The sequence below is a fragment of the Ruegeria sp. BHSC276 genome (genome assembly GCF_059612945.1).
The window spans coordinates 49,289-67,276 of sequence record NZ_JBXWRP010000011.1 but is presented as its reverse complement, the minus strand read 5'-3'; the positions used below and the strand labels follow the sequence as shown (position 1 = coordinate 67,276).

The 17,988-nt window shown below is 61.6% G+C and carries 20 protein-coding genes and 1 other RNA gene; 6 read left to right on the top strand and 15 right to left on the bottom strand.

The window, feature by feature from the left end; all coding sequences use genetic code 11:
- Positions 1–2: 2 nt before the first annotated feature.
- The 15 genes from lpxA to AC2FMD_RS16675 all read right to left on the bottom strand — a co-directional run bounded on the left by lpxA (position 3) and on the right by AC2FMD_RS16675 (position 13,529).
- Positions 3–788: an acyl-ACP--UDP-N-acetylglucosamine O-acyltransferase gene (lpxA, locus tag AC2FMD_RS16745; protein ID WP_496679955.1), complete on the bottom strand. Its 786-nt coding sequence runs from the start codon at positions 786–788 to the stop codon at positions 3–5.
- Positions 785–1,258, bottom strand: coding sequence for a 3-hydroxyacyl-ACP dehydratase FabZ (fabZ, locus tag AC2FMD_RS16740; protein WP_496679954.1), 474 nt, complete (start codon positions 1,256–1,258; stop codon positions 785–787). The genes lpxA and fabZ overlap by 4 nt, the downstream gene beginning before the upstream one ends.
- Before the next feature lie 72 nt (positions 1,259–1,330).
- Positions 1,331–1,915, bottom strand: coding sequence for an OmpH/Skp family outer membrane protein (locus AC2FMD_RS16735; RefSeq protein ID WP_496679953.1), 585 nt, complete (start codon positions 1,913–1,915; stop codon positions 1,331–1,333).
- A gap of 5 nt (positions 1,916–1,920) precedes the next feature.
- The gene (gene bamA, locus AC2FMD_RS16730; RefSeq protein ID WP_496711129.1) at positions 1,921–4,281 is read right to left on the bottom strand and encodes an outer membrane protein assembly factor BamA; all 2,361 of its coding nucleotides are present in this window, start codon (positions 4,279–4,281) and stop codon (positions 1,921–1,923) included.
- A 124-nt stretch (positions 4,282–4,405) separates the two neighbouring features.
- Entirely contained in the window at positions 4,406–4,534 is a 129-nt protein-coding gene (locus AC2FMD_RS16725; protein WP_496688350.1) for a hypothetical protein, read from the bottom strand.
- Between the two features lie 88 nt (positions 4,535–4,622).
- On the bottom strand, positions 4,623–5,975 hold the full coding sequence (gene rseP, locus AC2FMD_RS16720) for an RIP metalloprotease RseP (RefSeq protein ID WP_496795259.1): 1,353 nt from the start codon (positions 5,973–5,975) through the stop codon (positions 4,623–4,625).
- A 4-nt stretch (positions 5,976–5,979) separates the two neighbouring features.
- Entirely contained in the window at positions 5,980–7,152 is a 1,173-nt protein-coding gene (dxr, locus tag AC2FMD_RS16715) for a 1-deoxy-D-xylulose-5-phosphate reductoisomerase (RefSeq protein ID WP_496688346.1), read from the bottom strand.
- Positions 7,152–7,934 (bottom strand): phosphatidate cytidylyltransferase, encoded by a 783-nt coding sequence (locus AC2FMD_RS16710; RefSeq protein WP_496741228.1) that lies wholly within the window; start codon positions 7,932–7,934, stop codon positions 7,152–7,154. The genes dxr and AC2FMD_RS16710 overlap by 1 nt, the downstream gene beginning before the upstream one ends.
- Positions 7,931–8,662: a polyprenyl diphosphate synthase gene (gene uppS, locus AC2FMD_RS16705; RefSeq protein WP_496688342.1), complete on the bottom strand. Its 732-nt coding sequence runs from the start codon at positions 8,660–8,662 to the stop codon at positions 7,931–7,933. The genes AC2FMD_RS16710 and uppS overlap by 4 nt, the downstream gene beginning before the upstream one ends.
- 9 nt (positions 8,663–8,671) lie before the next feature.
- Positions 8,672–9,235: a ribosome recycling factor gene (frr, locus tag AC2FMD_RS16700; protein ID WP_496688340.1), complete on the bottom strand. Its 564-nt coding sequence runs from the start codon at positions 9,233–9,235 to the stop codon at positions 8,672–8,674.
- Positions 9,236–9,415: 180 nt separating this feature from the next.
- Positions 9,416–10,411 carry an acryloyl-CoA reductase gene (gene acuI / locus AC2FMD_RS16695; protein WP_496741230.1) on the bottom strand — a complete coding sequence of 332 codons (996 nt, stop codon included), beginning with the start codon at positions 10,409–10,411 and terminating at the stop codon, positions 9,416–9,418.
- A gap of 102 nt (positions 10,412–10,513) precedes the next feature.
- A complete protein-coding gene (locus AC2FMD_RS16690) occupies positions 10,514–11,617 on the bottom strand; it encodes a dimethylsulfoniopropionate demethylase (RefSeq protein ID WP_496679940.1) in 1,104 nt (367 codons plus the stop codon).
- Positions 11,618–12,145 (bottom strand): DinB family protein, encoded by a 528-nt coding sequence (locus tag AC2FMD_RS16685; protein WP_496795258.1) that lies wholly within the window; start codon positions 12,143–12,145, stop codon positions 11,618–11,620.
- Positions 12,145–12,774, bottom strand: coding sequence for a DUF1326 domain-containing protein (locus tag AC2FMD_RS16680; protein ID WP_005983316.1), 630 nt, complete (start codon positions 12,772–12,774; stop codon positions 12,145–12,147). Before AC2FMD_RS16680 ends, AC2FMD_RS16685 begins: the two co-directional genes overlap by 1 nt.
- A gap of 17 nt (positions 12,775–12,791) precedes the next feature.
- A complete protein-coding gene (locus tag AC2FMD_RS16675; RefSeq protein ID WP_496795257.1) occupies positions 12,792–13,529 on the bottom strand; it encodes a DUF2182 domain-containing protein in 738 nt (245 codons plus the stop codon).
- A gap of 111 nt (positions 13,530–13,640) precedes the next feature.
- Between AC2FMD_RS16675 and AC2FMD_RS16670 the strand changes: the two genes are divergently transcribed.
- The 6 genes from AC2FMD_RS16670 (at position 13,641) to AC2FMD_RS16645 (ending at position 17,908) form a co-directional block, all read left to right on the top strand.
- On the top strand, positions 13,641–14,372 hold the full coding sequence (locus tag AC2FMD_RS16670) for a FadR/GntR family transcriptional regulator (RefSeq protein ID WP_496688332.1): 732 nt from the start codon (positions 13,641–13,643) through the stop codon (positions 14,370–14,372).
- Between the two features lie 127 nt (positions 14,373–14,499).
- Entirely contained in the window at positions 14,500–15,900 is a 1,401-nt protein-coding gene (locus AC2FMD_RS16665; protein ID WP_496795256.1) for a selenium-binding protein SBP56-related protein, read from the top strand.
- A gap of 13 nt (positions 15,901–15,913) precedes the next feature.
- Entirely contained in the window at positions 15,914–16,564 is a 651-nt protein-coding gene (locus AC2FMD_RS16660) for a hypothetical protein (RefSeq protein WP_496679931.1), read from the top strand.
- 64 nt (positions 16,565–16,628) lie between these two features.
- Positions 16,629–16,991, top strand: coding sequence for a DUF4345 family protein (locus tag AC2FMD_RS16655; RefSeq protein ID WP_496711138.1), 363 nt, complete (start codon positions 16,629–16,631; stop codon positions 16,989–16,991).
- Between the two features lie 35 nt (positions 16,992–17,026).
- Positions 17,027–17,374: a transfer-messenger RNA gene (ssrA, locus tag AC2FMD_RS16650) on the top strand.
- Positions 17,375–17,476: 102 nt separating this feature from the next.
- A complete protein-coding gene (locus AC2FMD_RS16645) occupies positions 17,477–17,908 on the top strand; it encodes an ester cyclase (protein WP_496688325.1) in 432 nt (143 codons plus the stop codon).
- Positions 17,909–17,988: the final 80 nt, after the last annotated feature.

The following is a 17,988-nucleotide window of genomic DNA, read 5'->3' as shown; positions in this document are numbered from 1 at the left end:
GCTCATTTCCTCGGCGTCAGGAACGACCGGTCGGACTCGCCGGTCACGAATTCCACGATCCGGCGGACATAGTCGCTGTCGGTGTCGTCCCCCAGCCGCTTGACGCGGTCCAGGAACGTTCCGTCGCCTTGCGCCATCTCGCGGAACGCGGCACGCAGGGCCGAGATGTCCGCCCGCGGTACCCCGCGCCGCTTGAGGCCCACCAGGTTCAGACCTTCCAACTCGCCCCGCGGAGCTTGAACCAAGCCATAGGGGATGACATCGTTGGGCACCATGGTCAACGCGCCGATGATGGCGCCGCGGCCCACGCGCACCCATTGATGCAAGCCGGAAATGCCACCGATGATCACGTCATCCTCGATGATGCAGTGACCGGCGGCGCCGGAATGGTTCACCATGATCACCCGGTTACCGATCTGTACGTCATGGGCCACATGAACTCCGGCCATCAGCAAGCAGTCATCGCCGATACGGGTCACGCCGCCGCCGCCCTCGGTGCCGGTGTTGATCGTCACGTGCTCGCGGATGCGGTTGCGTTTGCCGATCTCCAGCCGCGTGTCCTCTCCGCCGAATTTCAGATCCTGCGGGATTTCACCGATCACAGCGAAGTTGAAGATTACGCAGTCCTCACCGATCGAGGTGTCGCCGGTCACGACCACGTGCGATTTCAACTCGACCCGGTCGCCCAGCCGGACCTTGGGGCCGATATGGCAGAACGGACCGATCACGCAATCCTGACCGATCTGCGCACCGTCTTCGATGATGGCACTGGGATGAATGCGGCTCATGCTGTCTTTTCCATGTCCCAATCGACATAGGCCGAGAACTCGGCTTCGGCCGCCACTTCACCGTCCACGGTCGCGCGGCCGCTGAACTTGAAGATCTTGCCGCCTTTCTTGCCGCGCACGGTTTCCACATGCATCTTCAGCACGTCGCCCGGCACTACCTTGCGGCGGAATTTGCACTTGTCGATGTTCATGAAATAGATCAGCAACTCGCTGTCGATCACGTCCATGCCGACACCCAGCATCACGCCAGCGGTCTGGGCCATCGCCTCGACGATTGTCACGCCGGGCATGATCGGCGTTCCGGGGAAATGACCCTGGAAATGCGGCTCGTTCATGGTGACGTTCTTGATGCCGACCGCCGACTGATAGCCGTTGATCTCGACAACCTTGTCAACCAGCAGGAACGGATAGCGATGCGGCAGGATCCGTTGGATCAGCTGGATGTCGGCGCTCTTGGTGTCCGTGGTCATGTTCCGGGTGTCCTGTTTTCGAGGTGTGGTTTCCGCGTGGTTAGCAATACCACCGTGCGAGAGCAAGCCGCGCTAGGGTTCGTCACGCTCTTCCAGCCCGGCACCGTCGCCGATGGCCGCGTCGATCCGCCGGATGGCCACATCGGTGATATCCGAGGCATCCGAGCTGAGAAAGACGTTCGCGCGTTCGATAATGATCGACGCCCCCGTATCGCGCAGCAGATCGATTAGAACAGGGCGTGACAGTTCGACAAACCTGACCCGCGCCTCTTCGCTGCGTCGCGACAGCGCATCCAGTTTGGCACGCTGGCTTTCGCGGTGCGACTGCACTTTCTGGTCGAACGCTTCGGCCAACGGTTGAAACTCGTCCGGGGTCAAGACGCTGCGTTTGTCGGTCAGCTCCTTTTCCTCGCGGCTCAGCTCGGCCACGATGCGTTCGTTCTCCTCGGCCAGTGCACGGCTTTCCGCCTCGATCTCGGCCCGGATCCGCTTGCCGAAGGCCGACTCGGCGAACATCCGGTCACTGGATATGGTCAGCACCCCCGATTGCGGAATGCCCAACTGCTGAGCCGATGCGGGGCCCGCCGCCAAAGCGAATGCCAAAATGCACAGGGCCCGAAGAGGGCCCTGCACTGTTCTGGATATGTGTTTCAGCATGAACGTCAGAACCGCGCCTGAATGGTGAAGTCAAAGTTCTGTTCTTTGTCGAAGTCTTCCTTGACCAACGCTTTCGAGAAGTTGAAGCGCAAGGGGCCAAACGGCGTATCCCACAACAGCGACACGCCTATGACATGGCGGAGCGACCCGTCGGCGCCGACGATATTGGCCCCGGTCGTGTCGACATTGTCGATGTCCCAAAGGTTGCCGACGTCATAGAAGACACCGCCGCGCAGGCCCAGTTCCTCGGGCAGGCCCAGCGGGAAATCGGACTCGAAGCGCGCCACCCAGTAAAGGTTGCCGCCGATCGCGTCGTCCTGGCCGTTCGACAGATCCCGTGGGCCCAGACCGGCGGGTTCGAACCCGCGGAAGATGTTGGGCCCCAGAACATAGCGGTCGAGGGTTCGGCTGAAGTCGTCTCCTTGCCAATGCAGGGCGCCGGCCTCGAACGAAGCGCGCAGGGTCATCTCCTCGTTCAGCACCTTGGTCTGGGCGATGGCGCGGGCGGAGGTCTTGAGGAACTTGTTGTCCCCGCCCAAACCGGCGGCATCCACGCCGACTTCGAACAACGCACCCGCGTTGGGGTTCAACCCGCCGATCCGGCTGTCATAGACATAGGACAGGCCGAGCGAACTGGTCGACCGCTTGCCCTGGGCGATTTCCGAAGCGATCACCGCCCCGTTCACCTGGCTGTCCTGCTGCGTCATCTCGCTGTCGTTCCAGTTGTAGCGCAGCTTCAGCGCCGACAGCTCTCCGATCGCATAGCTCAGCTGCGGGTTGAAGAACACGGTCTTGGTGTCATAGCTGGCAAAGCTCGAGTTTGTGGAGGACAAACCAAGCCCCAGATCGAAGCGCAGTTTGCGGCCCAGAAGATAGGGTTCGGTGAAATTCAGGATATACTGTTCTGAATCCTGCGCCGTCGACAGCGTCACACCCAAAGCCTGCCCTCGGCCCAAGAAGTTCCGTTCTTCGAGCCCGATCGCGATGCCGAACCCGTCCGAAACCGAATAGCTGCCGCCCAGGCTCAGCGAGCCGGTGGGTTGCTCCTCGACATCGACATCCACGATGACCTGACTGGGGCTGGACCCTTCGCGCGTGTCCACGTCGGCGACCGCAAAGAAGCCCAGGGCACGAATACGCTCGGCGCTCTGGCGGATTTCACGCGGGTTGAACGGATCACCCTCGACCGTGTCGAACTGGCGCCGGATCACCCGATCCAGCGTTGTTGTGTTGCCTTCGATGTCGATGCGTTCGACAAAGATGCGCGGCCCCTTGGTCAGGACAAATTCGACATCCAGCGTCAAGTCGCGGTTGTTGCGGGTCACCCGCGGCTCGACCCGTAGGAAATCGACGCCGTTTTTCAGGCCCAACCGCTCCTGGCGGGTGATCGAATTCTCGATCAGCGTGGGCGAATAGGTCACGCCGGGCTTGATCTTCAACGCGGCTTGATAGGGCGCTGCGTCGACACCGGGAATCTCGCTGACGGTCGTCACCTTGCCGAACGAAAATTTCTGTCCTTCGGTGATATTCATCACCAGATAGAACGCATCCCGTTCGCGGGTAAATTCGACATTGGCGCTGTTGACGCGAAAATCTATGTAGCCGCGCGACAGGTAGAAATCACGCAGAACCTGCTTATCGAACTCGATACGGTCGGCGATGAACGTATCGCCGCGCAGGAAGGTCCGAAGGATGTTGGCCTGTTTGGTTTCCAGCACGCGCCGAAGGCGGCGGTCGGAATAGGCGCGGTTGCCCACGAAGCTGACGCGCTCGATCTCGATCGTGGTGCCTTCGGCGACCTCGAACACCAGATCGACGCGGTTGTCGCTGCGACGGATGATGCGCGGAATGACGGTGGCGGATACCCTGCCCTGCGCCGAGTAGATCTCCGCGATCACGTCGGCATCAGCCTCGGCCACCTGCGGGGTGAACACTCGGCGCGGCTGCGACGAAATCGCATCCAGCAGGACGTCATCCTTGACCCGCCGGTTGCCCTCGATGCTGATGCGGTTGATCGTCGGGTATTCCTGGACCTTGATCGCAAGCGTGCTGCCGCGCGGGGTCAGCTCGACTGTCTCAAAAACACCACTGTCAAGCAAACGCTGATAAGCGTCGTTCAGCTGGCCCGCCGTGACGGTCTGACCGGGCGTGATTCCCGTCCGGCTGATGATCGTCGAGGTTTCAATACGCCGGTTGCCTTCGACATCGAACGAATTGAACGTGTACGACTGTGCCCAGGCGGATTGCGAAAATACCGCAAGCCAAAGCGCTGAAACGAGGAAAAAACCCGATAGAAGCTGCCACAAAATGTTGGTTTCGGGCTCGACTGCACCGCAGGATATGCCCGCGTCTTCCCTGTATGCCATGTTTATCTCTGCCTGGTTCTGGGACTTTGAATTTGAGTACCGTTAATGGCACATCTTGTCAAAAGCCCAAAAGCAAAACGCGGCCGCAAGGGGCCGCGCAGCTAGAACCGGTGCTGGTAAAGAATCACAAAGAGGCCAGAAATGCCCCGCCCGCCAAGGCCAGCGCGGTGATGCCAAAGCTGAGCAGAAAATCCCAGTTCAGGACGAACAGGAAGTTGACCCCCTGATATGATTTTCGCAATGCACCTGTCATGATCTTCAGCCCGCTTCGTTGGAAACGAGTATCACCTACGTCGCAATTGAGGCGAATTTGCGGCGCCCGGAAGGCGCCGCTGCCTCAATCAGCAAAACAGATCGTTGCCGAGCGCGAAGATCATCAGGGTCAGGATCACTGTCACGCCGATGCCCATCATGATCTGGAATACCCGCTCGCTGGGCGGCTTACCCGAAACCGCCTCGTAAGCGTAGAACATCAGGTGGCCACCATCCAACGCGGGGATCGGGAACAGGTTCAACAGGCCCACGGCGGTGGACAGCACCGCGATGAACGACACGAAATTCTGCGCCCCCTGGCTGGCCATGTCGCCCGAAGTTTCGGCAATGCCGATCGGCCCCGACATGTTGCAAGTGCTGATGGCCCCGGTGATCATGTGCCAGATGCCCGAAAGCGAGCCCTCGATGATTCGCCAAGTCTGTTGCAGGCCGGCACCTGCAGCCTCGAACAGCCCCGCCGGTTCGGTGGCCGGCTCCAGCATCAACCCGCCGACGATCCCGATCCGCCAATGGGTCTTGAAACCACCATCGGGCTGCGGTTCGTCGGTCCGGCGCGGGGCCAGCGCGAATTCAAGCTCGGCCCCATCGCGCCAGACATCCAGCAACAGCACCTTGCCGTTCGAGCTTTCGACCTTGTCCTTCAACTGATCGAAAGCAAAAATCGGCTCTCCGTCCACTGCGGTGATCACGTCGCCGGGCGCAAGCTGGATATCCATCGCCGCGCTTCGCGGTGCGACCCGGCTGATCAGCGGCGGAAACAGGTATGGCGCCTCGACATCGATGGTCTGTCCGTCGCGCTTTACGGTGTAGGTCAGCACGGGCTCTTCGGGCAGTGCATCGGTGAAATCGGTCCAGGCGTCCTCGGCGTCGAAATCCGGCACCGGGATTCCCTCGATCGCCAGGATCTCATCCCCTTCGCGCAGCTCTTGCACGGTTCCCGGCAGCGGTTTCAGCGTGCCCGCGGTCAAAGGTTCGCGGGTCACCCCCTGCGACCAGAAGATCGCCGCGAATACCAAAATCGACATGACAAAGTTAAACACCGGTCCGGCCGCCACCGTTGCCGTGCGCGCCCACAGCGGCGCTCCGTGCATCGTATGACGCAGTTCTTCGGGGCTTTTACTGGCGATCGCGTCAATTGCCGCCGAATCCTTGCCCGACGCCGCGTTTGAATCGCCCAGGAATTTGACGTAGCCCCCAAACGGCAGCACCGCGATCTGCCAGCGCGTGCCGCGCTTGTCCACGCGGCTCCACAGAACCGGGCCGAACCCGATCGAGAACACCTCGGCATGGATCCCCGACCAGCGCCCGACGATATAGTGGCCGTATTCATGCACGGCGACGATCACCGACAGGGCCACGACGAAGGCAGCGATCGTGTAGATCAATCCACCAAATTGCGGGATCAGCGAGAGTATGTCCAAAAGTCTATCCTGCTCTTCTCAGTACGGCGTCATCCACCCATTGACGTGCCAGATGGTCCGCTTTCAACACGTTATCAAGGGTCATCGGGGCATCAATGAGGCCGCCTGCGTCCTCGAACCGGTCCAGAACCGCCGCCACCGCGTCGGACATGTCCAGAAATCCGATGCGCTGGCCGATGAAGTGATCCAGTGCACGTTCCTTGGCGGCGTTGAACACTGCACCAGACAGACCTCCGCGCGCCATGACCTCGCGCGCCAGCCGCAGCGCCGGATAGCGCGCCGGGTCGGGGTCACGGAACCGCAACTGTCCCAGACGGGCCAGATCCAGCCGGGGTACCGGCAGCTCGCGCCGCTCGGGCCAGTGCAGCGCATAGCCGATCGCGTGGCGCATGTCGGGCGCGCCCAGATGCGCCATCACCGCCCCGTCGCGAAACCCGACCAACGCGTGAACGATCGATTCGGGGTGGATCACGACCTCGATCCGGTCGGGCGCGATACCGAAGAATTCCTTTGTTTCAATGACCTCCAGCGCCTTGTTGAACATCGAAGCGCTGTCGATGGTAATACGCTGACCCATGTCCCAGTTCGGGTGGCTCGACGCCTGCTCGACCGTCGCCTGCGCCAGCCGCTCGACCGGCCAGTCGCGAAACGCCCCACCGCTGGCGGTTATGATGATGCGCTCGACCGCGGCCATGTCCTCGCCCACCAGCGCCTGGAACACGGCGGAATGCTCGCTGTCCACCGGCAGCAGGCGCGCACCATGCCGCCTTGCTGTCTCAAGCACCAGAGACCCGGCACAGACCAGTGTTTCCTTGTTGGCCAGCGCCAGCGTCGCCCCCTGTTCCAGTGCCGCCAGCCCGGGCGCCAGACCCGCCGCGCCGACGATGGCCGACATCACCCAGTCGGCCGGACGCGCCGCGGCCTCGACCAGCGCGGTCGCCCCGGCCGCTGCTTCGATTCCGCTGCCTTCCAACGCGGCGCGCAGGTCTTCCAACCTGTCGTCGAACGCGGTCACTGCGACCTGCGCGCGCAGGCGCCGGGCATCCTCGGCCAGTTGCCGGATATTCGCGCCACCGGTCACGGCCACCACGTCATAGACGGTCGGGTCCCGCGCGATCAGGTCGATGGTGTTCTGCCCGATGGAACCGGTGGCGCCAAAGATGGAGACCTTGCGCATCACATCTCTCCGGGGGCGTAGAACAGACTTGCAATCAGAACCAGCAGCGATGCCCCCATCATGCCGTCGAACCGGTCCAGAAACCCGCCGTGGCCCGGAATCAGGTCCGAACTGTCCTTGACTCCGAATTTCCGCTTGGTCGCGCTTTCCACGATGTCTCCCGCCTGGCTGGCCATCGAGGCCAGAACCGAGATCAGAACCAGCCCGGGCCCGAGGCTTGCATAAACCGCGAACGCGGCGCCCACCAAAGCAGCGGCCACCCAGCCGCCCACCGTACCCGACCAGGTTTTCTTGGGGCTGACCTTGGGCCAGAATTTCGGCCCGCCGATGGCCTTGCCCGCGAAATAGCCCGCCACGTCGGTGGCGACGACGACCGCGATCAGCCAGATCATCCAGCCAAAGCCCATGTTCGCGCGGATCGAGATGAATCCGAAACCCGCCGCCGCGATCCAGATCGCAAACAGAGCATAGATCCCGCGCGCGCGCTCTACCTGCCCGGCTCCGACAAGCGCCGGCGCGATCAGCACCGGCAAAGTGGCCACCGGCGGCAGATAGGTGGCCAAAAGAACCGCCACGCCGGTAAGCACGGATAATTGCACCGCAACTCCGGCCCGCTGCGGGTCAACCATGCGGACCAGTTCCCAGATCATGATACCGCAGGCCGCGGCGATGAAGGTCTCGAACCACAGCCCGCCCAGCCAAACCTCGACCGCGCCGATTGCCACCAGAACCACCGCCGACAGAACGCGGACGGTCAGATCGGACCAACGCCCGTCACTCATGCGGGGACGGCTCCGAACCGGCGTTCACGCGATCCGTAGCTTTTGCACAGTCGCTCAAGCTCCGAGGCCGTGAAATCCGGCCACAGCGTTTCGATGAACTCGTATTCCGAATAGGCCGACTGCCACAGAAGGAAATTCGAGATCCGCGCCTCGCCACTGGTCCGGATCACCAGATCAGGATCGGGCAGAACCCGCGTATCCAGGTATTTCGGCAGCGTCTCCTCGTCCACGTCGTCGGGGCACAGCTTGCCTTCGGCGACATCCCTGGCCAACCGTTTGGTTGCGCGAGCTACCTCGTCCCGGCCTCCGTAGTTCAGCGCCACGGTCAGATGCACCAGGTCGTTGTCGGCAGTTTCCCGTTCCAGCTGGTCCATCAGCTCGATCAGCTTGGCATCCAGCCGGACCCGGTCTCCAATGAACCGGACCCTGACACCGCTTTCGGCAAGCGTCCGGGTTTCCTTTATGATGTACCGTTTGAACAGGCTCATCAGGCCCGCAACTTCAACCTGAGTCCGCTTCCAGTTCTCGGTCGAAAAGGCAAAGATCGTCAGGTATTTGATCCCCAGCCCCGGGCAGGCTTCGACCACTTCGCGCACGCGCCGCGCCCCGGCATGATGCCCGTACAGACGCGGACGGCCACGGGCCTGAGCCCACCGCCCGTTGCCATCCATGATGATGGCCACATGGCGCGGCCCGCACAACTCGCCGATCAGGGGATCCTTGGGCATCTCCGCGTCTCAGACCTGCATGATTTCCGCCTGTTTCGCCTCAAGCGCGGCGTCAACGGCCTTGATCATCTGATCCGTCAGTTCCTGCACCTCGCTCTCCCAGAATTTCTGGTCATCCTCGGACAGGCCGTCAGCCTTGGCCTTTTTGATCTGGTCCATCCCGTCACGGCGCACATTGCGAATGGCCACGCGGGCATGTTCGGCATACTGGCCGGCCACCTTGCCCAGTTCGCGCCGGCGTTCCTCGTTCAGCTCGGGGATCGGCAGCATGATGATGGTGCCGTTCAGTTGCGGGTTGATGCCCAGACCGCTCTCGCGGATTGCCTTTTCCACCTTGCCGACCAGCGACTTGTCCCACACGTTGATGGTGACCATGCGCGGTTCGGGGACGTTAACGGTGCCCACCTGGTTGATCGGAGTCATCGACCCATAGGCGTCAACCATGATCGGATCCAGCATCGAAGCCGAGGCCCGGCCGGTGCGCAGCGACGCAAACTCGGTGCGCAGATTGGCCATGGCGCCCTCCATGCGGCGCTTCAGATCGTCGGTATCCAGTTCGAAGTCATCAGACATGCTGCTCACTCCCCTTATTCAGGTCTGTTTGCTAGGGTCATAAGCCATCGCAAATGGGATGTATAGCAATGATGATCGTCAAATGCCTCGACAGCAGGACACCGTTTGCCCCCGTACGTCGATACGTGAACAAAAACCGGCCCCAATGAGGCCGGTTCCGATTTGACGACAATCCGCCCGTCAGGCATTCACGTCCAGCACGACGCGACCCTTGACCCGGCCTTTCAGAATGTCTTCGCCCAGTTTGGGCAGATCCTTCAGCGTTGCCGGCTGGATCATCGAATCCAGCTTGTCCATCGGCAGGTCCGTCGCGATCCGTTTCCACGCGCGTACGCGATTGTCGTAGGGCTGCATCACGCTGTCGATTCCCAGCAGGTTCACCCCCCGCAGCAGGAACGGAATCACCGTTGCCGGCAAAGCCGCGCCCCCCGCCAACCCGACGGCAGCGACCGAGCAGCCATATTTCATCTGTCCCAGCACACGCGCCAGCATCGAACCACCCACTGCATCGACACACCCGGCCCATGTCTCGCTCTCAAGCGGGCGTTTGGTGGTCTCATTCAACTCCTCGCGCGGCACGATGGTCGCAGCGCCCAGAGATTTCAGATACTCCCCGGCCTCCGGGCGCCCTGTCACGGCCGCGACTTCGTAACCCAGATTCGCCAGGATCGCGGTCGCGACCGAGCCCACGCCACCGGCCGCACCGGTCACCAGAACCGGACCTCGATCCGGCGTCAGACCATGATCTTCCAGCGCCATGACCGCCAGCATCGCGGTAAAACCGGCGGTTCCCACCGCCATTGCCTGGCGCGTGCTCAACCCCTGCGGCAGAGGCACAAGCCAATCGGCCAGCGCGCTGGCTTTCTGGGCATACCCGCCCCAATGTGCCTCACCCACGCGCCACCCGGTCAACACCACCTTGTCGCCGGGTTTGTACCTGTCGTTCGAGGAGTCTTCTACCGTTCCCGCATAGTCGATCCCCGGCACATGCGGATAGTTGCGAACCAGACCACCGCCTTTGGGTGACATGCACAAACCATCCTTGTAGTTGACGGTCGAGTACTCCACGGCCACCCGCACATCCCCATGCGGCAGATCGTCTTCCGAAATCTGCTTGATCACCGGGGTTGCCAGCCCGCTTTCTTCGTCCTTCTCCATTACCAAAGCGTTGAACATGCTCACATTCCTTTCCTTCCTCTCGGCCAGACGACTTCTTCATCTGGCCCCAAATATCCCGGGGGAGTCGCGCAGCGACGGGGGCAGAGCCCCCTTCCCGGCTCAAATCCAGAACTTCGCCTGCACGACTGCATCCCGCATGCCGTCCGGTGTCTCGACCTCAATCCGTGTTCCCGGATCCCAGTGGCTCAGCCGCAGCATACCGATCGACACGTTGGTTTGGAAATCCGGCGACCAGGTGGCCGAAGTCACCTGACCCACGCGCTTGCCGCCACCATATACCGGCCACGGCCGATCACATGGTGGCACCGCTTCACCCTCGATCGCGATCGGGCGGATTTGCTGAACCGGCCCCTCCTTGGCCACCCGCAACAGCGCATCCCGCCCGATGCAGCCAATGGCCGTATGCGTGTTGCAGAACTTGCCCAACCCGCACTCATGGGGCGTGTTGTCGTCAGTCATGTCATTGCCGTAAGACAGCAACCCGCCTTCGATCCGCTCGATCAGGTTGGGGCAACCCGCCCGAACCTGCAGGTCCTCTCCGGCGGCAAACAGGGCGTTCCACAAGGGCATGCCGATGTCGCCGCCCTCGACATAGATCTCGAACCCGCCCTGTTTGGAATAGCCCGACCGCGCAATCGCCAGATCACGCCCCTCGAACTGGAACATGTCGAACTTGAAGAACCGGATATCGCGCACCCGGTCGCCGAAGACCCGCGCCATCAGGTCATCCGACTTGGGTCCCTGCACTGCCAAGGGCGACACGTCCGGCTCGTCCACCAGAACATCCAGTCTATACCCGTTGGCCAGGCCCTTGACCCACAAAAGCAAGTCGCTGTCTGCGATCGAGATCCACCAGCGGTCATCCGCCAGTTTCACCGCCACGGGATCGTTCAGCATGCCCCCTGTTTCGTCCACGATCGGCACATAGTAGCATTGACCCGGCAACATGCCGCGCAGGTCGCGCGGGGTCAGCATCTGCATCAGCCGCGCCGCATCGGGGCCGCGCAGTTCGACCTGCCGCTCGCAGGCCACATCCCAGACCTGCACATGGGTCTTGAGATGCCGATAGTCGGCCTCCACGCTTTCAAACACCGTCGGCAGCAACATCCGGTTGTAGACGGTATAGCCTTTGACACCGGCCGCCTCGACCCCGTCAGAGAACGGCGTGCGCCGCAGCCGGCGCGACAAAGAAATCTGTGGCACTTAGACCTCCTCGGGCAAGAAAACGAGATCACTGACCGGAGCCCCAGAACCGGCCTCGGTCAGCATTTTGTGGATTTGTCCCCGGTGATGAGTTTGATGATTGAAAAAATGCATCACGCACACGGCGTAAGGCATTGTAATATTTTTCTCTTTCACTCCGGAGTACCAAGTGAGCAACCCACTGATCGGGTCATCTCCCAGGGTATCCGCCCAGGCGCCGATCCGCGCGTCGATCGTTTCGCGCAGCGGCAACCAGTGAGCCAGATCGGGGCACAGATGGACGCTCTCATGGATACCGCCGCCTTTGCTGTCCGGGGGGCTGTTCGGGCCCGGACCCGCGTCGAACCGCGACATCCAGATCCAGTCGCCCCAAAGCAGACGGTTCGCCGTGCCCAGGATCGACCCAAAAAACGCGCCGCATTCCCGGGTCAATTCCACGGGCGAAAGCTCATGAAGAAAGCCCGCCAACTGGCTGTTTTGCCAACGGTTATAGCGGGCCATTCGCCGGGCAAAGGCGCCGGTGATCATTACCGGGGCCCGTGCCAGTCGATCTGACAGATCTCGGCCGAACGGCCGTCGAAATCCCAGACCCGACCGAAGGCGCGCACCTTGCCCTTTGTCGCGGTCGCCACTGTGATGTCCGGGCCCATCCAGTATTCGGTATTGGTGACGACGATTTCCTTGCCGTCCTTGCCCTCGACCGGGACCACCGCGCCCTGGATCTTTTTGCCGACCATCAGGCGGCGTTCCTTGCCTTCGGTTTCGAAATGCACCGGCGACCGCTCGGCCCCCAGGAACTCGCTGACCAGAACCGAGAACAGCCCTGTCGTACCGCGCGCCGCGCCCGAGAAGATGTTGACCAGCCCCTCATAGGCCGCCTCGGACGCGCGGTCGTCGATGAAGGCCGCAGCCTTCCAGTTGCCGCGCCCCATGTTGCCGGGGATTTCCAGGAACAGGCCCACGTTCAGACCCGACAGGTCCTCGTCGCCATATTGGCCCTCATCGATGCGGATGCCCGCCCAGGCCTGGCAGTAGCCCTCGGTCGGCGGATGCTTCCCAAGGCTGACCACGCAGGGGCAGAACACCGTGCAGTTGCAGTTCAGGATCAACTCGCCCTTGATGGTCCAGGGCACCGTGCCCACCGTATCCAAAGCCATGTCTGTCTCTCCTCTTGTCAGACTGTCGTAAACGCGACCCAGGCGGCCCCGATCAGCAACGCCACGCCCAGCGGGCGGGTCACCAGTCGGCCCAGGTCGGGCAATTTCTCGAAAACCATCAACAGCGTCGCCAGCCCCATGAAGGCCAGGTTCATCACGCCGCCCACGAAGGCCAGCAGCATCAGCGCCCAGCAGCAGCCCAGGCAGACCAGCCCCAACCGCAGACCGTTGCGCCAGGGGCCTTCCTCCCAGTGCTGGATGAAGAAGGTCAGCGGATGGCGGCACTTGCTCAGGCAGGCCTCTTTGATGGCCGAAAACTGGTACAGGCCTGCGACAGCCAGAAGGCCGGCGGACAGCAGCCCCGAGACGCTTTCGCCCAACCCGTTCAGCGCACCCGCCCGGAACAGCGCCATTTGCGCCAGCGCGGCCAGAACGGAAAAGCCAAACCAGACCGTCAGATACCCCGCCAGCAAATGCCCGAACCTTGTGCCCTGCGCGGCGTGGGACAGGTCGTCATAGGTGGCAAAGGCCGGCAAAGCCGTCGGCGCCATCATCGCCGCCGACATCAACGCCCACATGGCCACCATCTTCAGCAGCCCTGCCGCATCAGGGGTTACCGTGCACAGGCTGCGCCAGAAATCCTCGCCGTATACCGCACCAAGGGCGCGCATCTCGGCCGGCACCGCCATCAGGTACAGCGCCCCCCAGGCCAACAGGATCGCGGCGAACAGGGCCAGCCAATGCGGTGCTGTCATGGCTCTTATCCGGTCCACGGTCACGGCCCTCCCTGCGACTCACTCCTTGCTTTTCAAATGTCAGACTTTTAAATGTCAGACAAATAAATTTTTCACGGTGACCCCCAGAAGATGAAGATCGACCCGCAGAAAAGCACCGACCTTTCCGCCCAGATCGCCCAGGCCATCCGCGATGCGATCGTATCAGGAGAGCTGATCGTGGACGAACGCCTGCCCTCGGAATCCGAGCTGGCGGATCAGTTCCAGGTGTCGCGTCCCACCGTGCGCGAGGCGCTGAAGCGGCTGGCGGCACAGTCGTTGATCCGCACCCAGCGCGGCGCGACCGGAGGTGCGTTCGTCAACCGGTTGAGTTTCCAGGACGCCTATTCCCAGCAGATCACGACTTCGACGCTGCTGCTGTCGATGAACGAGGTCAGCTTCGACACCGCCTGCGAGGCCCGCTATGCGTTGGAACGGGCCTGCGCGCCCCTGTCGGCGCAGCGGCGCACCGCAGATCAACTGGCCACCATGCGCGCGGAAATTTTCCGCCAGGCGCAACCCGGTTTGACGGATGAGGCCTTCTGCGCCTCGGACGTGGCTTTTCACCGGGCGCTGGTCGATGGTGCGGGCAACCCTGTCCTGTCCTATCAACTGGCCGGCGCGGTCGAAGCGATGCAGCCCCTGATGAACATGATCACCTTTACCGCCCGCTCGCGCGAGGAGATCATCCGCCTGCACAGCAAGATCGCCGACGCGCTGGAGGCGCAAGACGCCGAGACCGTCGACGCAGCGCTGGTCGAGCTGGAAACCTACACGCGCCACCTTGCCCATGACGTGGCTGAACGTCGGCGGAAACCGGCCTGAGCGCCGCTTGAATAATTCTTGACGCATCACATCAACGGAAAGGACACTCGAGCAGGCAGACCATCATCCGGCGGGAAGACCGGCACTCTCAATAAAATTGATTTTCAATGACTTACGGGAGGACGTTATGAACAAAAGACCGGATCCGACATTTTATCCATCCGCCAAACTGGCCATGGAGGCCCCGCCCGAGACCCTTGCCTTCACGCTGATGCTCAGCCCTGATTTCTCGCAGCCCGACGGTTTGGCCGTTGTAAACGTCGACCCAACTTCGGGCGACTACGGCAAGATCGTTCACAAGGTGATGATGCCCAACAAGGGCGACGAGTTTCACCATTTCGGATGGAACGCTTGTTCCTCGGCCCTGTCGCCGCTGACCGGCCACGCCTTCCTTGAGCGCCGGTACCTGATCATCCCCGGTATCCGCTCGAGCCGAATCTATGTCATCGACGTGAAGGACCCGCTTCAGGCCTATATCCACAAGATTATCGAACCCGAGGAAGTCTTTGCAAAAACTGGATATTCCCGCCCGCACACGATCCACTGCGGCCCCGAAGGCATCTATGTCAGCACCCTGGGCGGCGGCGGCGAAAAGGGCACTGACGGTCCACCGGGCATCTTCATCATGGACTGTGAAACCTTCGACATCATCGGGCGTTACGAGATCGAACGCGGCGTGCAGGACAAGCATTATGATTTCTGGTGGAACCTGCCGCGTGACTACATGGTCAGTTCCGAATGGGGCCTGCCGCCGCAATTCGAGAACGGCCTGCTACCCGAGGACCTTCTGTCGAACAAATATGGCCACCAGATCCATTTCTGGAACCTGCGCGACCGCACCAACATCCAGACCATCGACCTGGGCGAGAACCACCAGATGGCGCTGGAAATCCGGCCTGCGCACGATCCTGTCAAGGAATACGGGTTCTGCGGCGTGGTGGTCGACACCACCAACCTGCAGGGCGCGATCTTTACGTGGTGGCGCGACAAGAAAGGCAAGTTCCACGCCAAAAAGACCATTACGATCGACCCCCAACCCGCTGATCCTGCTGATCTTCCCGAACTTCTTAAAGGGTTCTCGGCGGTGCCGCCGCTGGTCACCGACATCGACCTGAGCCTGGATGACAAATACCTTTACGTCGCGTGCTGGGGTACCGGTGAAATGCACCAATACGATGTCTCGGACCCGATGAAGCCCAAACTGGCCGACAAGGTCGAGATCGGCGGAATCGTCAAGAAGACCAAGCACCCCAACGGCAAGGACTTTGGCTATGGCCCGCAAATGGTCGAGATCAGTCGTGACGGGAAACGCGTCTATTGGACCAATTCGCTCTATTCCACCTGGGATGATCAGTTCTACCCCGGCGAGCGCGGCGCGGCGATGGTCAAGGCGGATGTCGGCAAAAAAGGCGGCCTGAAGCTCGACAGGAACTTCTGGGTCGAATTCCCCAAAGGTTATCGCGCCCATCAGATCCGGCTTGAGGGGGGAGACTGCTCCACCGACAGTTTCTGCTACCCTTCGGTCTGAATTGGACGTCTTGATGACATCGACGGCCGGCCTCTGGCTGGCCGTTTTGCTGAGCGGCGCCTATCACGGGCTGAACCCCGGCATGGGCTGGCCGCTGGCAGTGTCGGCTGCATTGATGGAGCAACGTCAATCCGCCTTGTGGCGCGCGTTAGCAGCCTTGGCGGGCGGGCATTTCTTGGCGATGCTGGGCGTACTGCTGCCCTTTGCGGTGATGACCATCCTCGTAGACTATCAGCGCGAAATCCGGATCGGAGCAGCCCTGATCGTGATCGCCATGGGCCTCTACATCGCGATCACCCGTCGGCATCCACGGTTCCTGGCGCGCGTGCCGCCCAGTAGGCTGGCACTGTGGTCTTTTCTGGTGGCGCTGGCGCATGGTGCGGCGCTTATGCTTGTGCCGATCTATCTGGGCCTGTGCGGACTGGACGAGCTGGATACCGGCCACAGAGCCGTGTCAGAGATCATGGGCACCAATGGCCTGCTGGTTCTGACGGTGGCCGCGGTCCATACCGGCGCGATGATGCTGGGTGGCGGCGCGCTGGCGTTCGCGGTCTATCGCTGGCTGGGCCTGCAATTCCTTTCGCGCAGCTGGTTCAACCTGGAAATGGTCTGGGCGCTCAGTCTGATCCTCGTGGGCGTGCTCGGCCTGTGGGCCGCAATCTGAGGTCTTCCCCCTGCCCCAAAACAGATTAGGTTCGATTGGCAGGCATTTGAAACGCGAGGCCCCCATGACCGGAACACTCAACATCATCGCAGCCCTTCTGACCATCGGCTTTGGCCTGTTCGGCTTTCTGGCTCCGGCCTGGACGGCAGCCTCGCTGGACCTTGCGCCCACCAACAGCACGATGGGCCTCAGTGAAATGCGCGCCTCGGTCGGCGGACTGTTCGTCGTGACCGGAATCGCGGTATTGTGGCTGAACCACCCGATGGCCTACGCGATGTTGGGCGTGATCTATGCGGGCGCGGCGCTGGGTCGGTTCGTGTCCGTTCTGCTGGACAATCCGCCCTTGGCCAAGGCGTTGACCTTCGGTGGTATCGAGCTGGTGCTGGCAATCTGGCTGATCGCCGCCAACCTGGCGAAGCCCGCGTGATCGGTTGAAAAAATCGCCATGATCCCGCGCCTTGGGGGTTTGCATCCGCAAAAATCCTCACCTATATAAGTCCTGTCCTTCGGGACTATGGACATAAACGCGCTCGTAATAAGCGGATCGGACCCGGGGGCGGTACCCGGCGGCTCCACCATATATCCTTCATTTGGGGATCATGGGGCCGAAACAGGATCGACGAACGTCTAAAGGGGTTAGCTTTGTCCCGGCTGTCTGCCACCGTTACCGGCGAAAACAGTACAATTGCAAATGACAATCGTGCTCCGGTTGCCGTTGCTGCGTAAGCAGTAACCAGACCGAAACTTAAGTCCTTGCGCCTAGCCGCGTAAGGCGGGGTTCGCAGGTACCTGGCAACAGAAACCTGCACTTTCCCAACCATTTGTCTGCGTTTTTTGCCCAGATCCTGACGGCGTTCAGGGTTTCTTCACCTCTATGCGCCAGCCTCTCCTCAGCTAGACAGGAGAGATGGGATGACTCATGCAGAGATTCTTCGGGCCTGGTACTCGGAGGTTTGGGAAAAAGGCAATGTTGACGCGATCGACGAATATTTCGCGCCCGAAACGATGGCCGAAGGGCTGATACCGGAAATGCAGGTCGGCGTGGACGATTTCCGCGATCTGGTGATGGCCTTCCGTCATGTGCTGGGCGACATTCAGGTGGACCTGCCGAAAATCATCGAGAGCGGCGACTGGGCCTCGGCGGTCCTGCACGTACGGACATCGCGTGCCGACAATGGTGCGCCGCTTGAGGTCACCGGACAGGTCATGGCGCGGTTCAAGGGTGACAAGATGGTCGAAGCCTACAATCAGTTCGATTTCGTGTCGCTGTTCGAACAACTAGGCCAGTTTCCGCAGGACACGCTGCCCGTATGCATGACCGGACAACGTCTCGATTGGGCCTGACCGGTTCTTGACCGCACAGGCAAAGCCCGCATAGCAAGGACCGAGACCTGCAACGCTCCCGCCCAGGCAGGACGCGGATT